Here is a 21,292-nt window from a genome sequence, read left to right as displayed (position 1 = left end):
GTCACCTCCGTCACGGAAGAGGAGGGAAGCATGACCACACACCACGTGCCCGGTATGCCCGCCCCCGGGCGTTGCCTGGTCATGGGCGTGGTCAACGTGACCCCCGACTCCTTCTCGGACGGCGGGCAGTGGTTCGACCTGGACGCCGCTGTCGCCCACGGGCTGGAGCTGGTCGCCCAGGGCGCGGACATCGTGGACGTCGGCGGCGAGTCCACCCGCCCCGGCGCCGCCCGCGTCTCTCTGGAGGAGGAGCTGCGCCGGGTCGAGCCGGTGATCCGCGCCCTCCGGCAGGAGGGCGTGACGGTCAGTGTCGACACCATGCGGGCCGAGGTCGCCGAGGCGGCCGTCGAGGCGGGCGCGGCCCTCGTCAACGACGTGAGCGGGGGCCTGGCCGATCCGGCGATGCCCCGGGTCGTCGCCGCGACGGGCGTGCCGTACGTCGTGATGCACTGGCGGGGCCACAGCCACGACATGGATAGCCGCGCCATGTACGGCGACGTCGTCACCGAGGTGGTCGAGGAGCTGCGCAAGCGGGTCGACTCGGTGCTCGGTGAGGGCGTGCGTGAGGAGCAGATCGTCGTCGATCCTGGGCTCGGCTTCTCCAAGAACCCCGAGCACAACTGGACGCTGCTGGCCGGCATCCGCCGGCTGGACGAGCTGGGGCGCCCGGTGCTCATCGGCGCGTCGCGCAAACGCTTCATCGGACGGCTGCTCGCGGACGCCGAGGGCAGACCGCGTCCCTTCGATCGCAACGACGACGCCACACTGGCGGTCACCGCGCTCGCCGCGCGCGAGGGCGCCTGGTGCGTCCGCGTCCACCAGGTCGGGCCCAACGCGGACGCCGTACGCGTGGCCGCCGCCTGGAAGGCAGCCGATGAAGGCCGTTGAGGAGCTCAACCAGCAGTTCTATGACGCGATCGAGAGCGGCGACCTGGACCGGATGTCGGAGATCTGGGTCGAGGACGCGGGCGATCGGGTCGCGATGTGCGTCCACCCCGGCTGGCCCATGCTCAGCGGTCGGGCCGAGGTGCTGCGCTCGTGGGCTCTGATCATGGCGAACACGCCGTACATCCAGTTCGTGCTGACCGACGTGTGCACCTCTGTGCTCGGTGACGTGGCCGTGCTCACCTGCGCGGAGAACATCCTGACCGCAGCGGACACCGACGAGGCCGGGTTCGCCGCCGGCCGGGTGGTCGCGACCAGCACTTATGTCCGCACGCCCGAGGGCTGGCGTCTGTGGCTCTACCACGGTTCCCCCGTCCTGCAGAGCGAGGACGAGGAGGAGGAAGAGTGAGCCGCCCAAGGGACAGCGTCCGTCTGGTGGGGTTGCGGGCGCGGGGCCGGCACGGCGTCCTGCCCGCCGAGCGCGAGCTGGGCCAGGAGTTCGTGGTCGACGCGACGTTGTTCCTCGACACCGCGCCGGCCGCCGCCGGGGACGACCTGACCAAGACCGTCGACTACGGCGCGCTGGCCGTACGCCTGGTCGAGACGGTCGAGGGTGAGCCGGTCGATCTCATCGAGACCCTCGCCGAGCGTCTGGCCGCCGTCTGCCTCTCCTACGACCTGGTCGAGGAGGCGGAGGTGAGCGTGCACAAGCCGGCCGCGCCCATCCCGCTGCCGTTCGACGACGTGGTGGTGACCATCAGGAGGGGACGGTCATGAGGGTGGTGCTCGCGCTCGGCAGCAATCTCGGCCGCCGGATGGACAACCTCCAGGGGGCGCTCGACGCTCTCTTCGACGCTCCGGGGCTGACCTTCGTCGCCGTGTCCCCCGTCTACGAGACCGACCCGGTCGGCGGGCCCGACCAGGGGCCCTACCTCAACGCGGTCGTCGTGGCCGAGTCCATGCTGGACGCGCGGACGCTCCTCGAACGCGCCCAGGGCGTCGAGAACGCCTTCGGCCGGGTGCGCCTCGTGCGCAACGGGCCGCGCACGCTGGACGTGGATCTGATCATGGTGAACGGCATCGTCTCGAACGACCCCGAGCTCACGCTCCCGCACCCCCGGGCGCACGAGCGGGCGTTCGTGCTGGTCCCCTGGTCGCGGGCCGACCCGGACGCGACGATCCCCGGGCACGGAGCGGTGGCGGACCTGCTCGCCGGGCTCGACCAGACCGGGGTACGGCCGCGCGAGGACCTCTCCCTGGAGCCCCCCGCCTGATGTCGTTCGAGGAGCCCGCGTGAAGCCCAGCAACCCCGGCGTGCTGGTCGGCCTGGTGGCGGTGTTCGCGCTGATCACCTGGGGCCTGTTGCAGAAGACCTATTCGGTCCTCCCGACGGTGCCCTGGAGCGCGATCCCGACGTTGCTGCTGCTCGCGCTCGGGGAGGGCTACACCGGCTGGCTGACCCGGGCCAGGATCCGCCGCAGGCCGGGCACCAAGCCGCCGGAGCCGCTCGCCGTCGCCCGGCTGGCCGCCCTGGCGAAGGCCACCGCGCACACGGGCGCGGCGTTCGCCGGGGTGTTCGCGGGCTTCGTGTTCCACGTGCTGAACCTGCTCGACCTGCCCCAGCCGCGGCAGGACGCGTTCGTCGCGGGCGGCTCGTTCGCCTCGTGCGTCGTGCTGATCTGCGCGGCGCTCTTCCTCGAACACTGCTGCCGGGTGCCGGGCGAGCCGAAGGACCACACCTGAGATCCGCTACTTGTCGATGTCTCCGACGACGAAGAACATCGAGCCGAGGATCGCGATCATGTCGGCCACCAGGTTGCCCGGAAGGATCTCGCGCAGCACCTGGATGTTGTTGAACGACGCGCTGCGCAGCTTCAACCGCCACGGGGTCTTCTCGCCCCGGGACACCAGGTAGTAGCCGTTGATGCCGAGCGGGCTCTCGGTCCACGCGTACGTGTGGCCCTCGGGGGCCCTGAGGATCTTCGGCAGCCGCTGGTTGATCGGGCCGGGCGGAAGCTCCCGCAGCCGCTCCAGGCAGGCGTCCGCCAGATCGAGGGAGACCTTGACCTGGTCGAGCAGCACCTCGAACCTGGCGTGGCAGTCGCCCGCCGTCCTGGTCACCACCTGGACGGGCAGCTCGCCGTACGCGAGGTAGGGCTCGTCCCTGCGCAGGTCGAAGTCGACGCCGGAGGCGCGGGCGATCGGCCCGCTGACGCCGTACTGCATGATCGTCTCGGGGGAGAGGACGCCGACGCCCTTGGTCCGGGCGAGGAAGATCTCGTTGCCGGAGATGAGGTTCTCGATGTCGGGAAGGCGGCGCCGCACGTCGGCGACGGCGCGGGCGGTGCGGTCGAGCCAGCCGAGCGGCAGGTCCTCCTTGAGGCCGCCGACGCGGTTGAACATGTAGTGCATGCGGCCGCCGGAGATCTCCTCCATGACGTGCTGCAGCGTCTCGCGCTCGTTGAACGCGTAGAAGACCGGGGTGATCGCGCCGAGCTCCAGCGGATAGGACCCGAGGAACATCAGGTGGTTGAGCACCCGGTTGAGCTCGGCCAGCAGGGTGCGTGCCCAGATCGCGCGGCGCGGGACCTCCATGCCGAGCATCCGCTCGACCGCGATCACGACGCCCAGCTCGTTGGCGAACGCCGACAGCCAGTCGTGCCGGTTCGCCAGGACGATGATCTGGCGGTAGTCACGCACCTCGAACAGCTTCTCGGCGCCCCGGTGCATGTAGCCGACGATGGGCTCGGCGGCGACGATGCGCTCGCCGTCCAGGGTGATCCGCAGCCGCAGCACGCCGTGCGTCGAGGGGTGCTGTGGTCCGATGTTGAGGACCATGTCCTCGGTGGCCAGCTCACGGGGCGCGACCGCTCCCGCGCCCGACCCGACGCCCACCACGCGTTCCTGGAACGCGCCCGCGGCCCGAGGCTCTCCTGTCATACGGCCCATGCTCCCACGCCTGGACGCGGTTCAGAATGCGTGTTTCAGGAGGAAACGCCCGCTCACTGTGTGGCGAGGGCGCGCAGCGCCTCGATCAGCCGGTCCACATGCTCGTCCGTCGTGCCGATCCCGATCGACGCGCGTACGGCGCTGGCCGTGCCGTCCTCGCAGCCGCCGTCGGAGGTCCCGAGCAGGTGGCGGACGAACGGGTGGGCGCAGAACTTGCCGTCCCGTACGCCGATGCCGTGGTCGGCGGACAGGGCCTCGGCCGCCTCGCGGGCGGTCAGGCCGTCCACCGTGAACGACACGATGCCGACCCTGGGGTGGTCCGGACCCCAGAGGGACAGCTCACGCACTCCTTCGATGCCCGCGATGCCGGCGCGCAGCCGGGTCACCAGCCGCTCCTCCTCGCGTACGAGGCTGGTCCAGCCGGTCGCGGTCAGCGCGTCGCAGGCGGCGGCGAGGGCGACGGCGCCGAGCACGTTGGGGGTGCCGGCCTCGTGGCGCACCTCGGGGTCGTCGCTCCACAGCGTCTCCTCGCCGTCCGCGCCGACGGAGGTGACCGCGCCCCCGCCGAGCAGGTACGGCTCCGCCGCGGCGAGCCAGTCGGGCCGGCCGATCAGGGCCCCGGCGCCGAAGGGCGCGTAGAGCTTGTGCCCGGAGAACGCCACATAGTCGAGGTCGAGCGCGGCCAGGTTGAGCCGCCGGTGCGGGACGAGCTGGGCGGCGTCCACGGCGATGCGGGCGCCGTGCCGGTGCGCGATGTGCGCCAGCCCGGCGATCGGCCACAGCTCGCCGGTCACGTTGGAGGCGGCGGTGACGACCAGCAGCGCCGGACCCTCGATCTCGGCCAGCGTCTCGTCCACGGCCCGGATCGCCTCGCCGGGAAAGGCCGGGGGCGCGAGCCGTACCACGTTGGGCCAGGGCAGCAGCGAGGCGTGGTGCTCGGTGTCGAAGACGACGACCGTGGTCCCCTCGGGGAGGCAGCGGGCGAGCAGGTTCATCGCGTCGGTCGTGTTGCGCGTGAAGATCGCCGCGTCGTCGGTGCGGGCGCCGACGAAGGCCCGCACCGTGTGCCGCGCCCGCTCGTACCTCTCGGTGGTGAGCTGGGAGGCGTATCCGGCGCCGCGGTGCACGCTGGAGTAGGCCGGGAGCGCGGCGGCGACGGCGGCGCTCACCGGCTCAAGACACGGCGCGCTCGCCGCGTAGTCGAGATTCGCGTACGGCACCAGCCGCCCGCCCTTGACCGGCACCTGGAGGTCGGCGCCGAGGACGGCGGGGATCGGCCGGGCCGGGGCGGCGGGGGTGGCGGCGGGGAGCAACAGGACGGGCAACGACGGCCTCCTCGGGTCAGGGACCCCGGCCGTGGCGTCGATGGCGGAGCCCGCGCTTGCCCGGCGCGCCTCGCGCCGGACCTGGTCCTCACCCGGGGCACCCCGCCGCGGACGCGAGGGTTGCCGGCCAGCAAGCCGGGGCTTTGCGCTGGCACTCATGACCTGTGCGGCACTATAGCCCACCCGCACCCCGACGCCGCAAGCTGACACTTGCCCGAAATGTGATGTCTGTGGCGGGGGTCCAGGTGATGCGACCAGGGGAAATGCTCCGTATGGTTGCTTTGTGAAGTTTGATCCTTGGAATCCCGAGTTCGTGGCCCACCCGTACGGCGTCTACGCCGATCTGCGGGAGAACAACCCGGTCAGCTTCTTCGAGCCGACCGGCCAGTGGCTGATCGCCCGCCACGCCGACGTCAACGCGATGCTGCGTGACCGGCGGCTGGGCCGCTCCTATCTCCACGTGGCCTCGCACGAGGCGTTCGGCCGGGAACCCGAACCGGAGTTCCAGGACCCCTTCTGGCGGGTGGTCCGGGCCGGCATGCTCGACGTCGAGCCGCCCGTCCACACCCGCCTGCGGCGCCTGGTGTCCAAGGCGTTCACGCCCCGGATGGTCGAGGCGCTGCGCCCCCGGGTCCGCAAGATCGCCAGAGAACTGGTGGACGGGCTGGTCGAGCGCGGCGGCGGCGACCTGCTCGCCGAGGTGGCCGAGCCGCTCCCGGTGACCGTGATCGCCGAGATGCTGGGCGTGCCCGAGGCCGACCGGCACCTGCTCCGGCCCTGGTCCGCCGACATCTGCGGCATGTACGAGCTCAACCCCTCGCTGGAGGCCCAGCACACCGCCGTACGCGCGGCGAAGGAGTTCGCCGACTACCTGCGCGAGCTGGCCACGGCGCGCAAGGAGCGCCCGGGCGACGACCTGATCTCCGCGCTCGCCCAGGTCGTGGACGACGGAGACCGGCTGACCGAGGACGAGCTGATCGGCACCTGCGTGCTGCTGCTCAACGCCGGCCACGAGGCCACGGTGAACGTCACCGGCAACGGCTGGTGGTCCCTGTTCCGCAACCCCGGGGAGCTGGAGCGGCTGCGGAACGACCGGAGCCTGATGCCCACGGCGATCGAGGAGCTGCTGCGCTGGGACACCCCGCTGCAGATGTTCGAGCGGTGGGTGCTCGAGGACATCGAGATCGGCGGCGTCACCATCCCGCGCGGCGTGGAGGTCGGGCTGCTCTTCGGCTCGGCCAACCGGGACCCCGAGGCCTTCGCCGACCCCGACCGGCTGGACATCGGCCGGGTGGACAACCCGCACATCTCATTCGGCGCGGGCATCCACTTCTGCCTGGGCGCCCCGCTGGCCCGGGTCGAGCTGGTGGAATCCTTCTCGGCGCTGCTCGACACGGCGAAGACGATCGAGCTGGTCGAGGAGCCCGTCTGGAAGCCGGGTTACATCATCCGCGGCCTCGAGTCGCTCAAGGTCAGCGTGACTGGCTGAGCCAGCCGAACCTCCCGAGCCCGGCCGGGTCGATCAGCTCGGCTTCCTCGGAGGCACGTCGCAGCGCCCGCAGGTAGTCCAGCGGGTCGGTGTGCGCGAGCGCGAGCGGCGGCCGGGCTCCGGTGACGCCCAGCCGCCGCAGGGCCGCGCGCTGTGTGGTCAGCGTCGTCGCCCGCGCGCCCGCCCGCTCTCCCGCCGCGGCGCACGCGTCCAGGGCGACGTGCGCCGTGATGTCGCACGACCCGTCCGGCACGGGACGCACCGCGCCGCCGTCGCGATAGCCCGCCAGAGTCCCGGCCGGCGGGCGGTCGTCCACAGGGTGTGCGTAATCCGCCGCGACTGCGGTCCCGCGTGCGAGCCGTACGAACAGGGACGCCCACGCCTCGTCGCGGGGGCGGCCGATCTCGGCGCGGTCGCCCGCGGCTCGCAGCGGCCACCAGCGCGCGAGCCAGGCGCGGTCGCGCTCGTCCGGCGCGGGCCCGAGCCGCTCCTCGCCGGTCCGCGGATCCACCAGAACCAGGTGCGGCCCGTCCGGCGTCAGCTCCGCCACGTCCACCGGCACGTTGTCGAGCCACTCGTTGGCGAAGATCAGCCCGGTCACCCCGTCCGGCACGGCCGGCGCCCAGGCCACCCGGCCGTCCAGGCCGTCGGGGCGCGGCGACAGGTCCACCGCGGTGACCCGCAGCCGCCCGGCCAGCTCGGGCGGGGCCAGCGCGAGCACGGACGCGGCGAGCGCGCCGTCCCCCGCGCCGACGTCGACCAGATCGAGCGCCGGAGGGCGCCCGAGGGCCTCGTCCACCTCCCCGAGCAGGCGCAGCACCGCCTCGGCGAAGGCCGGCGACGCGTGGACCGACGTGCGGAAGTGCCGGCCGGGTCGTTCGCGCAGGTAGAAACCGCCGTCGCCGTACAACGCCCGCCGCGTTGCCTCCCGCCAGGTGACCCACACGCCGACCGACGTTACCGCCCTACGGGCGGGGTATTAGGCGGCGGCCGATCAGGGCAAGATCTGCGGGGGCGCCCCGAGCCCGCGCGAGCGAAGCAAGCGCAAATAAACACAGCGAGCGCAAATAGATACGAGCGCAGCGAGGCCGTCAAACGCTGCGGGCACGGCGGCGGAGTGATACCCGCCGCCGTTACGCTGGGCCGGAGGGAGGCGTCATGGATACAGGTGACCGCCCCGGGCGGCTTGCCGTTGGGGTGCTCGGCGCGGGACGCGTGGGCTCGGTCCTCGGGGCCGCGCTCGCCCAGGCGGGCCACAGGATCGTCGCGGCCAGCGGGGTCTCCGACTCGTCCAGGAGGCGGGCCGCGGAGCGGCTCGGCGTCGAGCTGAGCCGGCCCGAGGACGTGCTCAGGTGCGCCGACCTGGTGCTCCTCACCGTTCCCGACGACGTGCTGCCCGACCTGGTGTCCGGGCTGGCCGCGACCGGCGCCGACCTGCGCGGCAAGCTCCTCGTCCACGCCAGCGGCGCGTACGGCCTGGCCGTGCTCGATCCGGCGGCCGAGGCGGGGGCGCTGCCGCTGGCGCTGCACCCGGTCATGACGTTCACCGGCCGGGAGGACGACCTGACCCGGCTCACCGGCGCGTCATTCGGCGTGACCGCGCCGGTGATGCTGCGGCCGGTGGCCGAGGCGCTCGTCATCGAGATGGGCGCGGAGCCGGTGTGGATCGCCGACCAGGATCGCGCGCTCTACCACGCCGCGATCGCGGGCGCGGCCAACCACATGGTCACGCTGATCGCCGAGTCGCAGGAGTTGCTGTCGCGGATCGGTGTCGAGCATCCTGGCCGGATGCTGGGCCCGTTGCTCGGGGCCGCGCTGGACAACGTGCTGCGTCTCGGCATCGCCGGGTTGACCGGCCCTGTCGTGCGCGGAGACGCCGGCACGGTGCGCAAGCACGTGGACGCGTTGATCCTTGCGGCACCCGAGGCGGCGGACGCCTATGTCGCCCTCGCTAGGCTCACCGCCGACCGGGCGCTCGCCGCCGGGCTGCTCAAGCCCGAGACGGCCGAGCGCCTCCTGGACGCGCTGGGAGGGAACATATGGACGTGATCGTCGCGGGCGACCGTGCTGAGCTCGCCAAGGCGAGGGAGGCCATCGGCCCCGGCCGGCTCGCGCTGGTCCCGACGATGGGGGCGCTGCATCTCGGCCACCGCTCGCTGATGAGGCTGGCCCACGAGCACGCCGAGCACGTGGTGGTGAGCATCTTCGTCAACCCGCTGCAGTTCGGCCCGTCCGAGGACTTCACCCGCTATCCGCGCACGCTGCAGACCGACCTGGAGGTCTGTGCGGAGGAGGGCGTACGGATGGTCTTCGCGCCGCCGGCCGAGGAGATGTACCCCGAGGGCCACCAGGTGGGGGTGTCCGCCGGGGCGATGGGCGCCACGGTCGAGGGCGCGTTCCGGCCCGGCCACTTCGACGGGATGCTGACCGTCGTGCTGAAGCTGTTCAACCTGGTCCAGCCCGATGTCGCGATCTTCGGACAGAAGGACGCGCAGCAGCTCGCCCTCATCCGGCGGATGGTCCGCGACCTCAACGTGCCGGTCTCGGTCGTCGGCGCGCCCACCGTACGCGAGGGGGACGGGCTGGCTCTGTCCAGCCGCAACCGCTTCCTGTCGCACGCCGACCGGGGCACCGCCCTGCACCTGTCCCGCGCGCTGCGCGCCGGAGCCGCCCAGACGACCCCGTACCGGGTGCTCGACGCGGCGCGGGCCGTGGTGGACGAGGCGGCGCGGCTGTCGCCTCCGCTGCTTCTGGACTACCTGGTGCTCGTGGATCCGGAGACGTTCGCGCCCGTCGGCGAGGAGCACCGCGGCGAGGCGATCCTGGCCGTGGCGGCCAAGGTGGGGACCACCCGGCTGATCGACAACATCACCGTTCACCTCGCCTGATCTGGGAGATCCCCTGCCTTTGCGGTTTGGAGGGGGGCCCGTGGTTCCGCGTATCCTTGGGGCGTTATCGTCATCTTGACGAAAGGGGAACCCCCGATGGTGGCGATTCCGAGAAGGCTCACCGCACCCGCCCCCGGCTGGACCGTCCACGCCGACGTCGTCGTGATCGGCTCCGGCATCGCCGGGCTGACCCTGGCGCTCCGCTACACCGAGCTCTCCCCCGAGGGGAAGGTGCTGGTCGTCACCAAGGACACGCTGTCGGCCGGCTCGACCCGCTGGGCCCAGGGCGGCATCGCCGCCGTGCTCGACCCCGAGGACACCCCAGGCGAGCATCTCAGGGACACGCTCGTCGCCGGCGTCGGGCTCTGCGACGAGGAGGCCGTACGCGTCCTCGTCACCGAGGGGCCGGACGCGCTGCGCCGGCTGATGGACCGCGGGGCCCGCTTCGACCGCGACGCGCGCGGCGAGCTGCAGCTCACCCGCGAGGGCGGCCACCGGCGCAATCGGATCGTCCACGCGGGCGGCGACGCCACCGGCGCGGAGGTTCAGCGGGCCCTTGTCGCGGCGGCCGCGGCCGAGCCCCGCATCGAGGTCATCGAGCACGCCCTCGCGCTCGATCTGCTCAAGGACGGCGACGGCCGGGCCTGCGGCGTGACCCTGCACGTCATGGGCGAGGGCGCCCGGGACGGCGTCGGCGCGGCGCGGGCGGGCGCCGTGGTGCTGGCGAGCGGCGGCATGGGCCAGGTCTACGCCTCCACCACCAACCCGGTCGTGTCCACCGGCGACGGCGTCGCCCTCGCGCTGCGCGCCGGGGCCGTCGTCAGGGACATCGAGTTCGTCCAGTTCCACCCCACGGTCCTGTGGCTCGGCGAGGACTCCACCGGCCAGCAGCCCCTCGTGTCCGAGGCCGTACGCGGCGAGGGGGCGGTGCTGATCGACGCGGACGGCGAGCGCTTCATGCACGGCGTCCACGAGCTGGCGGACCTCGCGCCGCGGGACGTCGTGGCCAAGGCCATCACGCGGAAGATACGGGAGACCGGCGCGGACCACGTCCACCTCGACGCGCGGCACTTCGGCGAGGAGAAGTGGCGGGCGCGCTTCCCCACGATCCTCGCCGTCTGCCGCGAGCACGGCATCGACCCGGTGACCGAGCCGATCCCGGTCGCCCCCGCGGCCCACTACGCGAGCGGCGGCGTACGCACCGACCTGCGCGGCCGCACCACCGTCCCCGGCCTGTACGCCTGCGGAGAGGTCGCCTGCACCGGCGTTCACGGGGCCAACCGCCTCGCGTCCAACTCGCTCCTCGAAGGGCTGGTCTTCGCGGAGCGGATCGCTCGCGACCTGGTGGCGGCGCCCGCGGAGCCCGGCGAGCCGGTCGACGACGGACACCCCGAGGGGCTGGTCGATCCGCGCACCCGGCCCAGGATCCAGAACCACATGAGCCGCGGCGCGGGCGTGCTGCGCAGCGATCGGAGCCTGATCGACGTGTCCCGGGCGCTGTCGGGAGCGCTGTGGACCCCGGTCGCGGTCGAGCCGTGCACCGAGTCGTGGGAGGCCACGAACCTGCTCACCGTGGCGTGCGCCCTGACCGGCGCGGCCACCGAGCGGCACGAGACGCGCGGATCGCACTGGCGTGAGGACCACCCCGCGCGCGACGACCACCACTGGCGGTCGCACATCGACGTCACCCTGGAAGAGGAAGGACTGTTCATGCGGCACGCGGCCCACGAGGAGCGGCCCGGTCACCGGCCGGCGGAGCTCCCGGAAGAGCTGTCCGCCGAGCTCGCCGGGCTCGGCGTCGATCCGGCGCGCCTGCTCGCGCTGGTGAACGAGGCCCTCACCGAGGACCTGGCCGGACTGCGGGACGTCACCTCGGCCGCCACGATCCCCGCCGACCAGACCGCCGTCGCGGACGTGGTCGCCCGCGCGGACGGCGTGGTGGCGGGTTTGGCCGTCATGGAGGCGGTGTTCCGGCACGCCCCCGGCGGGGTGACCGACGAGCGGCGCGCCAAGGACGGCGACCGGGTGGCCCGCGGCGACGTCCTGATGACCGTGCGCGGCCTGACCGCGGACCTGCTGACGCTCGAACGCACCGCGCTGAACTTCCTCACCCACCTCTCCGGCATCGCCACGCTGACGCGGCGGTGGGTGGACGCCGTCGCGGGCACGACGGCGCGGATCCGCGACAGCCGCAAGACGCTGCCCGGCCTGCGCGTGCTGGAGAAGTACGCGGTGCGCTGCGGCGGCGGCGTCAACCACCGCATGGGGCTGCACGACGCCGCGCTGATCAAGGACAACCACGTCGTCGCGGCGGGCGGGGTCGCCGAGGCCTTCCGCGCCGTACGGCGGGCCTACCCCGATCTGCCGATCGAGGTGGAGGTGGACCGCATCGACCAGATCGAGCCGGTGCTGGCCGAGGGCGCCGAGGAGATCCTGCTCGACAACTTCACCGTGGAGCAGCTGGCCGAGGCCGTACGCCTGGTGGACGGCCGGGCGCGACTGGAGTCGAGCGGCGGCCTGACCCTGGACACCGCGGCCGCCGTCGCGGCGACCGGGGTGGACTATCTCGCCGTGGGCGGGCTGACGCATTCGGCGCCCGCGCTGGACATCGCCCTGGACCTGCGCGAGGCGGACCGGTCCGGTGCCCTCTGAACGCGGCTGTGGTGAGGGATTGATCGACAGAGTGCATAATCGGGGCATGCTTCTCACCATCGATGTCAGCAACACCCATACGGTGCTTGGCCTGTTCGAGGGTGAAGAGGTCATCGAGCACTGGCGGATCGCCACCGACCCCAGGCGCACCGCGGACGAGATCGCCGTGATCCTGCAGGGGCTGCTCAACCAGTCGCCGCTGCTCAAGGACGCCGACATCAGCGGCATCGCGATCTGCTCCACCGTGCCGTCGGTGTTGAACGAGATGCGCGACATGTGCCGGCGCTACTTCGGTGACGTCAACGCCGTCGTCGTCGAGCCCGGCGTCCGGACCGGCGTTCCGGTCCGGATGGACAACCCCAAGGAGGTCGGCAGCGACCGCATCGTCAACGCGCTGGCCGCCACCACGCTGTACGGCGGGCCGTGCGTGATCGTCGACTTCGGTACGGCGACGTCGTTCGACGCGGTCTCCGCACGCGGCGAGTACATCGGCGCGGTGACCGCTCCCGGCGTGGAGATCTCCGTGGACGCTCTCGCGTCGGCCGGAGCCCAGCTGCACAAGGTCGAGCTGATTCGGCCGCGCTCGGTCATCGCCAAGAACGCGGTGGAGGCGCTCCAGTCCGGCATCGTGTACGGCTTCGCCGGGCTGGTGGACGGCATCGTCGAGCGGATGGCGGCGGAGCTGGCCGAGGAGCGCGAGGACGTCACGGTGGTCGCCACGGGCACCGGGGCGCCCCTCGTGGTCAGTGAGGCGCGCACGATCGACGTCCACGAGCCGTGGCTGACGCTGATCGGCCTGCGGCTGATCTACGCCCGCAACACCGGCTGAGAGGCGAGACGGGGATAGATCAGCCGCCGCAGGGCGTGCTCGATGACCTCTTCGGTGGACATCTCGGGCAGCTGGCGCATGACGTCGGCGAGTAGTTCGTCGTCCACGTCGATCGACATTCGTATCACGCTGGCGACTTTATAACATTCGTCACTTAACGCGCATAGATTTTCGCGAAGCGTAGCCGTACCGGATCGGGCGGGGGCGCGGTCGTTAGCCTTTTGACTGTGAGTGACGACCTCAACGGGGCGCCCGAGCAGATGCGGGTCCGGAGAGCGAAGCTGGACCGGCTGCGGGCCGAGGGCATCGATCCCTACCCGGTGAACTTCCCGCGCACCGCCACCGTCGCCGAGGTCCGGGAGAAGTACGGCGATCTCGGGCCGGGCGCCGCGACGGGTGACCGGGTGGGCGTCGCGGGCCGGGTGATGTTGTCGCGGAGCGCCGGCAAGCTGTGCTTCGCCACGATCCGGGACGGCTCGGGCGATCTGCAGATCATGTTGTCGCTCGACCGGATCGGCGAGGAGTCGCTGGCCGCCTGGAAGCGCGATGTCGATCTCGGGGATCACATCGGTGTCGAGGGCGAGGTGGTCACCTCGCGCCGGGGCGAGCTGTCGGTCTTGGCGGAGCGCTGGCAGATCACCGCCAAGTGCCTGCGCCCGCTGCCGGAGAAGCACGCCGGGCTCACCGACCCCGAGTCGCGGGTCCGCCTCCGCTACGTGGACCTGATCGTGAACGACGAGGCCCGGCGGATGGCACGGCTCCGCGGCGCCGCCGTGCGGGCCGTCCGCGACTTCTGGCACGGCGAGGGCTATCTCGAAGTCGAGACGCCGATGCTGCAGCCGATCCACGGCGGCGCGGCGGCCCGGCCGTTCCGCACGCGCATCAACGCGTACGACATGGACCTCTACCTGCGCATCGCGATCGAGCTCTACCTCAAGCGGCTGGTGGTCGGCGGCCTGGAGAAGGTCTTCGAGGTCAACCGGAACTTCCGGAACGAGGGCGTGGACGCCACGCACAACCCCGAGTTCACCATGTTGGAGGCGTACGGGACGTATCTCGACTACAACGACATGGCGGACCTGACCCGGAGGATGTACCAGCAGGCGGCCGTGGCCGCGCTGGGCACTGCGGTCGTCGTGCACGGCGGCGAGGAGATCGACCTGGGGCCGCCCGAGTGGCCGCGCACGACGCTCTACGGCGCGGTGTCGGACGCCCTGGGCGACGAGGTGACCCCGCGCACCCCGCTGGAACAAGTACGGAAATATGCGGATCAGCGGCGGGTCGACTGGGATTCCGGCTGGGGGCAGGGCAAGCTCGTTCAGGAGATCTTCGAGAAGCTCGTGGAGCACACCCTGATCCAGCCGACGTTCGTCATGGACTACCCCCGGGAGACCTCGCCGCTTACCCGCCCGCATCGGGACGATCCGCTCCTCGCCGAGAAATGGGACCTCATCGGGTTCGGCACCGAGCTGGGCACCGCGTACTCCGAGCTGGTCGATCCGGTCGAGCAACGCCGCCGCCTCACCGAGCAGTCCCTCCTCGCCGCGGGCGGCGACCCGGAGGCCATGCGGCTCGACGAGGACTTCCTGCGGGCCCTGGAGTACGGCATGCCGCCCACGGGCGGGGTGGGTCTGGGGATCGACCGCATGATCATGGCCTTCACCGGGCGGAACATCCGCGAGACGATCCTGTTCCCCCTGGTCAGACCGCTCGGTTGAGCGGAGAGGGCAGGTCAGGGGACCAGCACGACGCGGCCGCGCACGCCGCCGTCGGCCACGCGCCCGTAGGCCGTCGCCGCCTCGCCGAGGGGATGGGTGCCGGCGACCCGCAGGTTCAGGCGGCCCGCCTCCGCGAGAGCCGCCAACTCGGCAAGCCCGGCGCCGTCGGCCCTGATCCACACGTTGGCGACATGTGTGCCGCGCAGCGGCGTGGGGGCCGTGCCGCCCACGACGGCCGCGAACGCGCCCCCGCCGCGCACCGCCTCGAGTTCCGAGACGCCGATCACCATCTCGCCGAGCTCGAAGTTCGTGACGCCGGGCCCGATCTCGTCGATCGTGCCGGCCACGTCCCAACCGAGACCGACCCGCTCGCGCGAGCCGTAGAAGGCCGCGAGAGGGCCGTCGCGGGTCGCCAGGTCGACCGGATTGACGGTCGCGGCCTCCATCCTGATCCGGACCTGGCCCCGGCCGGGCTCCGGGGTGGGCGCCTCGACGATCTCGAGGGTGCCTGAGTGTGCGGTGAGAGCGCGCATGTCTCCTCCTTGATCCAGAGAGTGTGTTGCACAACCTATGAAGAGTTACTCTCTTTCGGTAAGAAGGCACCTGGAAGTGTGTAACCCACCTCAAGGAGCGCAAATGGCGACATTCTCGGAGGCTCAGCGGCGCCAGGAGGCCAAGCGCGAGTACGACGCGTACGTCGCGTCCTGCCCCTCGCGCCAGCTTCTCGACCGCCTCAGCGACAAGTGGGTCAGCCTCGTGCTCAGCGCCCTCGCCGACGGGCCCCAGCGATACAGCGATCTCGCGAGGACCATAGCGGGGGTGAGCCAGAAGATGCTCACGCAGACACTGCGCACGTTGGAGCGTGACGGCCTGGTCTCCCGGAGGGTCACCCCGACCGTGCCCGTCCGGGTGGACTACGGGCTGACCCCGCTCGGCTGGACCCTCATGCCGTTGATGTACGCCGTCAAAGAGTGGGCTGAGATCCACATGGAGGAGGTCGAGGCGGCCCGCGCCGCCTATGACGCCGATCTCTGAGTCCTTTCGGTCCCGCCGCGTATGGCGTTTACCCGCGTGCCGGGAAATGCTGGGATAAAGGCGGTGGGTAAACCGCGGCGACCGTCTGCTATGCCGTACGGACTGTCAATGACCAATGAGGGTCCGAACTTGACGATTTTTGAACAAAGTGTTTACCTTCCGAAGGCGAGCCGATATTCGATCCTTGTGGGGGAGGGCTGACGATGCCGCTTTCCGATGTGGTTTCCCGTGGCGAGAGCCCCGGGCCGGAAAGCGAACGCGCCGGTCTCAGCGACGACGACCTCAGGCTGCTGGCCGAGCTGGCCAAGGGCGGCACCGTGGACAAGGTGGGCCGCCGCCTCGACGTGAGCGGGCGCACCGTGCGGCGGCGGCTGCGGGGCATCTGCGATCGGCTCGGCGTCGCGACCGCCATCGAGGCGGTCGCGTGGGCGGCAAGGCGCCGCCTGATCTGACCACCGGACCCCGGAAACGCGTCAGCCCCTGATCCTCTGCTCGATCAGGGGCTGCCACGTGAGTGCGCGCTGCGGCCGGTTCCGGCCCGCTGCTCTGGTCCGCTCTGGGCCGCTCTAGTCCGCGATCCGTACGACGCCGACGATGGGCCGGTTGGCCAGGGGGGCGATGCGGACCACGTCGCCCGTGCGTGGCGCGTGGACCATGTAGCCGCCGCCGATGTAGATGCCCACGTGGTGCAGGTCCTGGTAGAAGAAGACCAGGTCACCGGGGCGCATGTCCTTCACGGAGACGTGCGTGCCGGACGACCATTGCGAGCCGGTGTAGTGGGGGAGGCTGATGCCGACCCTCTGGTAGGCCGCCAGGACCAGCCCGGAGCAGTCGAAGGAGCTCGGGCCGTCGGCGCCCCACACGTACGGCTTGAGCTGCTGGGTGAGGGCCCAGCGCGCCGCCTCGGCGGCCTTGCCGTTGCCGATGATGGGGAAGTCCAGCCGCCTGGCGGAGCTGCCCCTGCCGACGCTCCCCGCGACCTTGCTGTAGAGGTTGCTCTCGGACTTCTTGACCAGCTTGCGGATCTTGTCGGTCTGCCCGGCGATGCCGGAGAGCAGGTCCTTCACTTCCTTCTGCCGCGCCTTGGCGCTGGTCCTGGCCCGCGCGGCCGCCTCCATCGCCTTGGCGACCTGGGCGACCTCCTCGCCCTGCTGCATCTGGAGCGCGTACGTCGTGGACGCCCGGTCGAGGTAGGACTCCGGGTTGTCCGAGCCGAACAGCGCCAACGCGGAGCCGAGGCCGCCGGTCATGTAGGTGTTCTGGGCGAGCAGGCTGGCCGTCCTGCGCCGGGTCTCCAGCTCGACCTCGCTCTTGGCCAGGGTCTTCTTCGCGAGCTCGGCGGACCGCTCGGCCTCCTTGAGCTTGACCCGGGCGCCGTTGTACTGCTCGGTGAGGGTCTCGATCTCGTCGTAGAGCCGCTCGACCTCGGCGGTCAGTTCCTTGAGGCTGGGCTTGGGGTCGGCCGTCGCGGACACCGCGGGGACGGCGAAGGTCATCGCGATGAGGGTGACGCCGAGGAACGCGGCCCTGCGGATCGGGCCGCCGGCGGAAGACCGGAGGCGGCGCCGTCGCTCGCGGGCGTGTCTGCCCGCCGATCGTCCTCCAGAGATGCGCACCAAAGCTCCTCTCCTACGCGTGCCCGGCAGGGGGATTCCGCGCCGCGTGGCTCCCGGAGGAGACGGCTGCGTCTGCCCGGCACTCTGGCCGCCTACCGGGTTAGCTGTCGGGTTCGGGCCGGAGTAGCCCTACCTTTCGGATTCACCCCGTGACGACCCGGGGGCGACCCCGGATCTTCGCAGTTGGTTCCCCGGCTCCCCTCGGCATGGGCGCCAGGGGATTCGGCGGTCCGGTCGTCGCGCCTTTCACGATTACCGGCATCGTCGGTGGACACTAGTGCACCCGGGGTTCCTGCTCAACCAGAACTCCGGATTCCGTCTAGGTTCCACAACCGAACGATCACGGTCGGGTTACATGTGGTAGAGGGACCAAACGGCCGTTACTCGGCGTTGACCAGGTCGGCGCCGTCTTCGCGGCAGGTCACCGCGCTCTCCGCCTTTCCTAAAGGGGAAATTTCCGGAACGCGGATTGATGGAGAGCGGAACGTGCGCGAACGGATACAGGCCGTGAGGTGATCCGGAAGCCTCCGAGGTTTGGGCATGACCGATACTCCACCTCCCCGCATGCGGGCCCTCTTCGCGCGCTCACGTCGCCCGCTCGCCGACTAGGCTGGCCGTTCATGGAGCAGGTTGCGGGCCGGTCCGCGGACGCCGAGAGCGGCCAACGCGCGCCCCGGGATGTGCGGGTGCGCCGGGCCAGGACCCTCGACGTCCGTGCCATCCGCTGTCTCGTCGACGAGTACTCCGGCGTCGGGCCGCGGCTGCTGAAGAAGACCACGGTCACCCTCTACGAGGACGTCCAGGAGTTCTGGGTGGCCGAGCTCGACGGCGTGGTGGTCGGCTGCGGGGCGCTGCACGTGCTCTGGGAGGATCTGGCCGAGATTCGCACGGTGGCGGTCGATCCCGGCGTACGCGGCATGGGCGTGGGCCACCGGATCGTCGCCGCGCTCATCGACGCGGCCCGCGAGCTGGGCGTGCGCCGGGTCTTCTGCCTGACCTTCGAGGTGGCCTTCTTCGGAAGGCATGGGTTCGCGCCCATTCACGGGACTCCGGTGTCCCCGGAGGTGTACGCCGAGCTTCTCGCTTCCTACGACGAGGGGGTGGCCGAGTTCCTCGATCTCGAACACGTCAAACCCAACACGTTGGGTAATACGCGCATGTTGCTGCATCTCCACCCACGATCCTGACCATTGTGGTGACTGACGGGAAAGGTGACTGTTGACATTCCTGTCGCTACTTTGGCCATATCGGCATGCGCATGACGATTGTGCATGCGAACCCGAAACGAGGTGAAACGGTGAGCTCCGGACAGCCGCCGTACCCCCACGACGCGCCGGACGGCACCCCACCGCCGCCTTCGGACCGTGAGCAGGGTACGGGCAACCCCAGCCAGCAGCACGACCCTGACATGACGGTCGTCACCTATCGCAACACGTCCCAGAACCCCGCCCAGCCGACCGGTCCGCAGCAGGCATACGGGTACGGCCAGCAGCACGACCAGCAGGTATACGGCCAGCCCCAGCAGGGCTACGGCCAGCAGCCCCAGCAGCCCCAGCAGGGCTACGGCCAGCAGCAGCCCTACGGCACGGGCGCCTTCGGCCAGCCCGCGCCCTACGGTCAGCAGCCTCAGCAGGGCTATGGCCAGGAGCAGCAGGCGTACGGTCAGCAGCCGCAGCAGGGCTACGGCCAGCAGCCCCAGCAGGGTTACGGCGGCCAGCAGCCCCAGCAGGGCTACGGTCAGTCCGACTACGGCCAGCAGGGGTACGGCCAGCAGGGGCAGGGCCAGCAGGCCGGTACCGGCGCCTTCGGGCAGCCCCAGGGGTACGGGCAGCAGCCCGGCTACCCGCAGCAGCAGCCTCAGCAGGGCTATGGCCAGGAGCAGCAGACGTACGGTCAGCAGCCCCAGCAGGGCTATGGCCAGGAGCAGCAGGCATACGGTCAGCAGCCCCAGCAGGGTTACGGCGGCCAGCAGCCCCAGCAGGGCTACGGTCAGCCCGACTACGGCCAGCAGGGGTACGGCCAGCAGCAGGGTTATGCCCAGCAGCCCGACTACGGTCAGCAGGGCTACGGCCAGCAGCCCCAGCAGGGCTACGGCCAGGCCTATCCCCAGCAGGGGTACGGCCAGCCCGGTTACGGCCAGCCGTACGGCGCGCCGGCCGGCGCGGTCCCGACCGGCGCCCCCGCCCCGCTCGCCGAGTGGTGGCAGCGCCTCGTGGCCCGCCTCATCGACGGCGTGATCATCGGTATCCCGTACGGCATCATCTCGGTGGTGATCACGATGATCATCGTCACCGCGCCCAGCTTCGACGAGCGGACGGGCGCCTTCAGCGCCGGAGGCGGCGTCTTCCTGGCGGGCCTGCTCACCGTGCTCCTCTCCGCCGTGGTGATGAGCGGATATGAGTTCCTGCTGCTCAAGCAGCGCGGGCAGACCGTCGGCAAGATCGCCATGGGCATCAAGGTCGTCCCCGTCGGCGGCTCCCTCCCGCCCGGCGGCCTTCCGACGGACGTGGCCCTCAAGCGCGCCGGCGTCCTTTACGGACCGCAGTTCCTCAGGTGGATCCCGATCGTCGGCTGGATCCTGAACATCTTCTCGCTGATCAATGTCCTCTGGCAGCTCTGGGACCGGCCGTTGCAGCAGGCGCTGCACGACAAGGCGGCCGGCACGGTAGTCGTAAAGATCAAGTAGCCCGATCCCGGGAAACTCCGGGAAAACGGGACCGATGGAACGGGCCATCGGTCCCGTTTTCTTAGGATCGGGGCGGGGATCGGAAGTGTGTCGAAAAGGCGGCAGAAAAGCGGTAACAGTCGGGATCGTCGGTGCGATGCTTGGGGCACGCAAGTCCGCACACTGAGAGGTGACCCAATGACCGCGGAACCGCCCCCCGGCCAGAACCCCTACGGTTCGGCTCCGCCACCTCCGCCGCCCGGCTCCTATCCTCCGCCCGGTTCTTATGGGGGTCCGCAGGGCGCATATGGAGCGGGACAGGGCGCCCCCCTTCCGCCGGGCGTTCCGGCCCCGCTCGCCGAATGGTGGGAACGGCTGGTCGCGCGAATCATCGACACGATCGTCTTCGGCGTCGTGTACCTGATTCTCACCGCCGTCCTGGTGATCGGGGGCGGCGGCTCCTTTCTCAGCACCTTCATCTCCGGCCTGATCGCCTATGGTGCGTACACGGCCTACGATTACGTGCTGCACTCGAAGGACGGCCAGACCGTCGGAAAGAAGATCATGAAGATCCGGGTGGTCGCCCTCGGGGGCGCGCCGCTGGATTCCTCGGTCGTGATGAGGCGCTCGGTGGCCTATCCGGGCGTCCTCGTGCTCTACGGCATTCCGGTCGTCGGACTCCTGGCCGGCCTTTTCGCCTTGGCGACCGGCGTGTTCATCCTCGTCGACAAGCCCCTGAGCCAGGGGCTTCACGACAAGGTCGCCGGAACCGTGGTGGTGAAGGCGGCCGGTTGATCTCCGGAACAACTTGACCGGCGTCCGGTCAAAACGGTGGGGCGGGCCAGTGGTGGACCGCCCCACTTGTCATTCATGGGTACGATTTCTATGCATCCGGTAAGGCGGCTGGAGAGACATGGATTCGCTCCGTCAGGACTGCCGCCCCCCTGGGGCGCACCTGGCGCCACGTGGGGCTATCGTCAGGTCTGGGACCTCGCGAGGGCCGCGAGCGGTGTCCGGCCTCAAGGTCCCGAAAATCCCGGGTGCCGAGAAAGACACCCCCGGCCCGAGCGAGGACGAATGACAGAGGTATTGTCCGCCTTGATACCCGTCGTAGTTGTCGGCGGAGCGGTCGTCTACGGCGTGGTTAAGTTGGTGCGTTCCGAGGCGGCCGGACTCCGTACCGGATCGGAACGACGTGACAAGGACAACACGAGTTCCTGAGGGCAGGCTGAAAGTTGAAT

Annotated in this window: 22 protein-coding genes and 2 riboswitches; of the genes, 16 read left to right on the top strand and 6 right to left on the bottom strand. The window is 70.9% G+C overall.

The window, feature by feature from the left end:
- Positions 1 to 30 precede the first annotated feature (30 nt).
- The 5 genes from folP to AWQ71_RS28565 are packed head-to-tail and all read left to right on the top strand — an operon-like array spanning position 31 to position 2,628.
- The gene (gene folP, locus AWQ71_RS28585; protein WP_067138566.1) at positions 31 to 888 is read left to right on the top strand and encodes a dihydropteroate synthase; all 858 of its coding nucleotides are present in this window, start codon (positions 31 to 33) and stop codon (positions 886 to 888) included.
- Complete coding sequence (locus AWQ71_RS28580; RefSeq protein WP_067138565.1) at positions 875 to 1,294, top strand: nuclear transport factor 2 family protein; 420 nt, start codon at positions 875 to 877, stop codon at positions 1,292 to 1,294. Before folP ends, AWQ71_RS28580 begins: the two co-directional genes overlap by 14 nt.
- Complete coding sequence (folB, locus tag AWQ71_RS28575; protein ID WP_067138563.1) at positions 1,291 to 1,662, top strand: dihydroneopterin aldolase; 372 nt, start codon at positions 1,291 to 1,293, stop codon at positions 1,660 to 1,662. Before AWQ71_RS28580 ends, folB begins: the two co-directional genes overlap by 4 nt.
- Positions 1,659 to 2,159, top strand: coding sequence for a 2-amino-4-hydroxy-6-hydroxymethyldihydropteridine diphosphokinase (gene folK / locus AWQ71_RS28570; RefSeq protein WP_067138560.1), 501 nt, complete (start codon positions 1,659 to 1,661; stop codon positions 2,157 to 2,159). Before folB ends, folK begins: the two co-directional genes overlap by 4 nt.
- 19 nt (positions 2,160 to 2,178) lie before the next feature.
- Positions 2,179 to 2,628 (top strand): DUF3180 domain-containing protein, encoded by a 450-nt coding sequence (locus tag AWQ71_RS28565; RefSeq protein ID WP_067138558.1) that lies wholly within the window; start codon positions 2,179 to 2,181, stop codon positions 2,626 to 2,628.
- 6 nt (positions 2,629 to 2,634) lie between these two features.
- Here the strand turns inward: AWQ71_RS28565 and AWQ71_RS28560 are convergent, their stop codons facing one another.
- Together AWQ71_RS28560 and AWQ71_RS28555 are read right to left on the bottom strand one after the other, a co-directional pair.
- A complete protein-coding gene (locus AWQ71_RS28560; protein WP_067138556.1) occupies positions 2,635 to 3,825 on the bottom strand; it encodes an NADH-quinone oxidoreductase subunit D in 1,191 nt (396 codons plus the stop codon).
- Positions 3,826 to 3,887: 62 nt separating this feature from the next.
- Positions 3,888 to 5,159, bottom strand: a complete 1,272-nt coding sequence (locus AWQ71_RS28555) for an aminotransferase class V-fold PLP-dependent enzyme (RefSeq protein ID WP_067138554.1) — start codon at positions 5,157 to 5,159, stop codon at positions 3,888 to 3,890.
- A gap of 47 nt (positions 5,160 to 5,206) precedes the next feature.
- A riboswitch (SAM riboswitch) is annotated at positions 5,207 to 5,322 on the bottom strand.
- A gap of 120 nt (positions 5,323 to 5,442) precedes the next feature.
- Between AWQ71_RS28555 and AWQ71_RS28550 the strand changes: the two genes are divergently transcribed.
- Complete coding sequence (locus AWQ71_RS28550; RefSeq protein WP_067138552.1) at positions 5,443 to 6,648, top strand: cytochrome P450; 1,206 nt, start codon at positions 5,443 to 5,445, stop codon at positions 6,646 to 6,648.
- Here the strand turns inward: AWQ71_RS28550 and AWQ71_RS28545 are convergent.
- Complete coding sequence (locus tag AWQ71_RS28545; RefSeq protein ID WP_067138550.1) at positions 6,632 to 7,594, bottom strand: SAM-dependent methyltransferase; 963 nt, start codon at positions 7,592 to 7,594, stop codon at positions 6,632 to 6,634. The two genes, AWQ71_RS28550 and AWQ71_RS28545, sit on opposite strands and share 17 nt — an antisense overlap.
- Positions 7,595 to 7,806: 212 nt before the next feature.
- Between AWQ71_RS28545 and AWQ71_RS28540 the strand changes: the two genes are divergently transcribed.
- The 4 genes from AWQ71_RS28540 (at position 7,807) to AWQ71_RS28525 (ending at position 13,017) form a co-directional block, all read left to right on the top strand.
- A complete protein-coding gene (locus AWQ71_RS28540) occupies positions 7,807 to 8,697 on the top strand; it encodes a Rossmann-like and DUF2520 domain-containing protein (RefSeq protein ID WP_067138548.1) in 891 nt (296 codons plus the stop codon).
- Positions 8,688 to 9,536: a pantoate--beta-alanine ligase gene (gene panC, locus AWQ71_RS28535; RefSeq protein WP_067138546.1), complete on the top strand. Its 849-nt coding sequence runs from the start codon at positions 8,688 to 8,690 to the stop codon at positions 9,534 to 9,536. Before AWQ71_RS28540 ends, panC begins: the two co-directional genes overlap by 10 nt.
- A gap of 96 nt (positions 9,537 to 9,632) precedes the next feature.
- A complete protein-coding gene (locus AWQ71_RS28530) occupies positions 9,633 to 12,188 on the top strand; it encodes an L-aspartate oxidase (protein WP_067138544.1) in 2,556 nt (851 codons plus the stop codon).
- Between the two features lie 46 nt (positions 12,189 to 12,234).
- Positions 12,235 to 13,017, top strand: a complete 783-nt coding sequence (locus tag AWQ71_RS28525; protein ID WP_067138542.1) for a type III pantothenate kinase — start codon at positions 12,235 to 12,237, stop codon at positions 13,015 to 13,017.
- Here AWQ71_RS28525 and AWQ71_RS42025 read toward each other — a convergent pair.
- On the bottom strand, positions 12,996 to 13,145 hold the full coding sequence (locus AWQ71_RS42025; RefSeq protein WP_157570627.1) for a type II toxin-antitoxin system VapB family antitoxin: 150 nt from the start codon (positions 13,143 to 13,145) through the stop codon (positions 12,996 to 12,998). The two genes, AWQ71_RS28525 and AWQ71_RS42025, sit on opposite strands and share 22 nt — an antisense overlap.
- 99 nt (positions 13,146 to 13,244) lie before the next feature.
- On the opposite strand from AWQ71_RS42025, the gene lysX reads away from it, so the two are divergent.
- Positions 13,245 to 14,735: a bifunctional lysylphosphatidylglycerol synthetase/lysine--tRNA ligase LysX gene (gene lysX / locus AWQ71_RS28520; protein WP_084259396.1), complete on the top strand. Its 1,491-nt coding sequence runs from the start codon at positions 13,245 to 13,247 to the stop codon at positions 14,733 to 14,735.
- 14 nt (positions 14,736 to 14,749) lie between these two features.
- Here lysX and AWQ71_RS28515 read toward each other — a convergent pair whose 3' ends face one another.
- Positions 14,750 to 15,268 carry an alcohol dehydrogenase catalytic domain-containing protein gene (locus AWQ71_RS28515; protein WP_067138540.1) on the bottom strand — a complete coding sequence of 173 codons (519 nt, stop codon included), beginning with the start codon at positions 15,266 to 15,268 and terminating at the stop codon, positions 14,750 to 14,752.
- A gap of 103 nt (positions 15,269 to 15,371) precedes the next feature.
- On the opposite strand from AWQ71_RS28515, the gene AWQ71_RS28510 reads away from it, so the two are divergent.
- Positions 15,372 to 15,770, top strand: coding sequence for a winged helix-turn-helix transcriptional regulator (locus tag AWQ71_RS28510; RefSeq protein ID WP_067138538.1), 399 nt, complete (start codon positions 15,372 to 15,374; stop codon positions 15,768 to 15,770).
- A 203-nt stretch (positions 15,771 to 15,973) separates the two neighbouring features.
- Positions 15,974 to 16,222, top strand: a complete 249-nt coding sequence (locus AWQ71_RS28505) for a helix-turn-helix domain-containing protein (RefSeq protein WP_067138536.1) — start codon at positions 15,974 to 15,976, stop codon at positions 16,220 to 16,222.
- 114 nt (positions 16,223 to 16,336) lie between these two features.
- On the opposite strand, the gene AWQ71_RS28500 is transcribed toward AWQ71_RS28505, so the two are convergent.
- Positions 16,337 to 17,386: a C40 family peptidase gene (locus AWQ71_RS28500; protein WP_245658536.1), complete on the bottom strand. Its 1,050-nt coding sequence runs from the start codon at positions 17,384 to 17,386 to the stop codon at positions 16,337 to 16,339.
- Between the two features lie 75 nt (positions 17,387 to 17,461).
- Positions 17,462 to 17,609, bottom strand: a riboswitch (cyclic di-AMP (ydaO/yuaA leader).
- A gap of 397 nt (positions 17,610 to 18,006) precedes the next feature.
- On the opposite strand from AWQ71_RS28500, the gene AWQ71_RS28495 reads away from it, so the two are divergent.
- From AWQ71_RS28495 to AWQ71_RS40670, 3 genes are all read left to right on the top strand, one after another.
- Positions 18,007 to 18,573, top strand: a complete 567-nt coding sequence (locus AWQ71_RS28495) for an amino-acid N-acetyltransferase (protein WP_067138534.1) — start codon at positions 18,007 to 18,009, stop codon at positions 18,571 to 18,573.
- Between the two features lie 110 nt (positions 18,574 to 18,683).
- A complete protein-coding gene (locus AWQ71_RS28490; protein WP_067138532.1) occupies positions 18,684 to 20,072 on the top strand; it encodes an RDD family protein in 1,389 nt (462 codons plus the stop codon).
- A 177-nt stretch (positions 20,073 to 20,249) separates the two neighbouring features.
- On the top strand, positions 20,250 to 20,846 hold the full coding sequence (locus AWQ71_RS40670) for an RDD family protein (protein ID WP_084259395.1): 597 nt from the start codon (positions 20,250 to 20,252) through the stop codon (positions 20,844 to 20,846).
- Positions 20,847 to 21,292: the final 446 nt, after the last annotated feature.

This window comes from Microtetraspora malaysiensis (genome assembly GCF_001528665.1).
Taxonomy (GTDB): domain Bacteria; phylum Actinomycetota; class Actinomycetes; order Streptosporangiales; family Streptosporangiaceae; genus Microtetraspora_A; species Microtetraspora_A malaysiensis.
The sequence above is the reverse complement of the archived record's forward strand: the minus strand, read 5'-3'. Positions and strand labels throughout refer to the sequence as shown.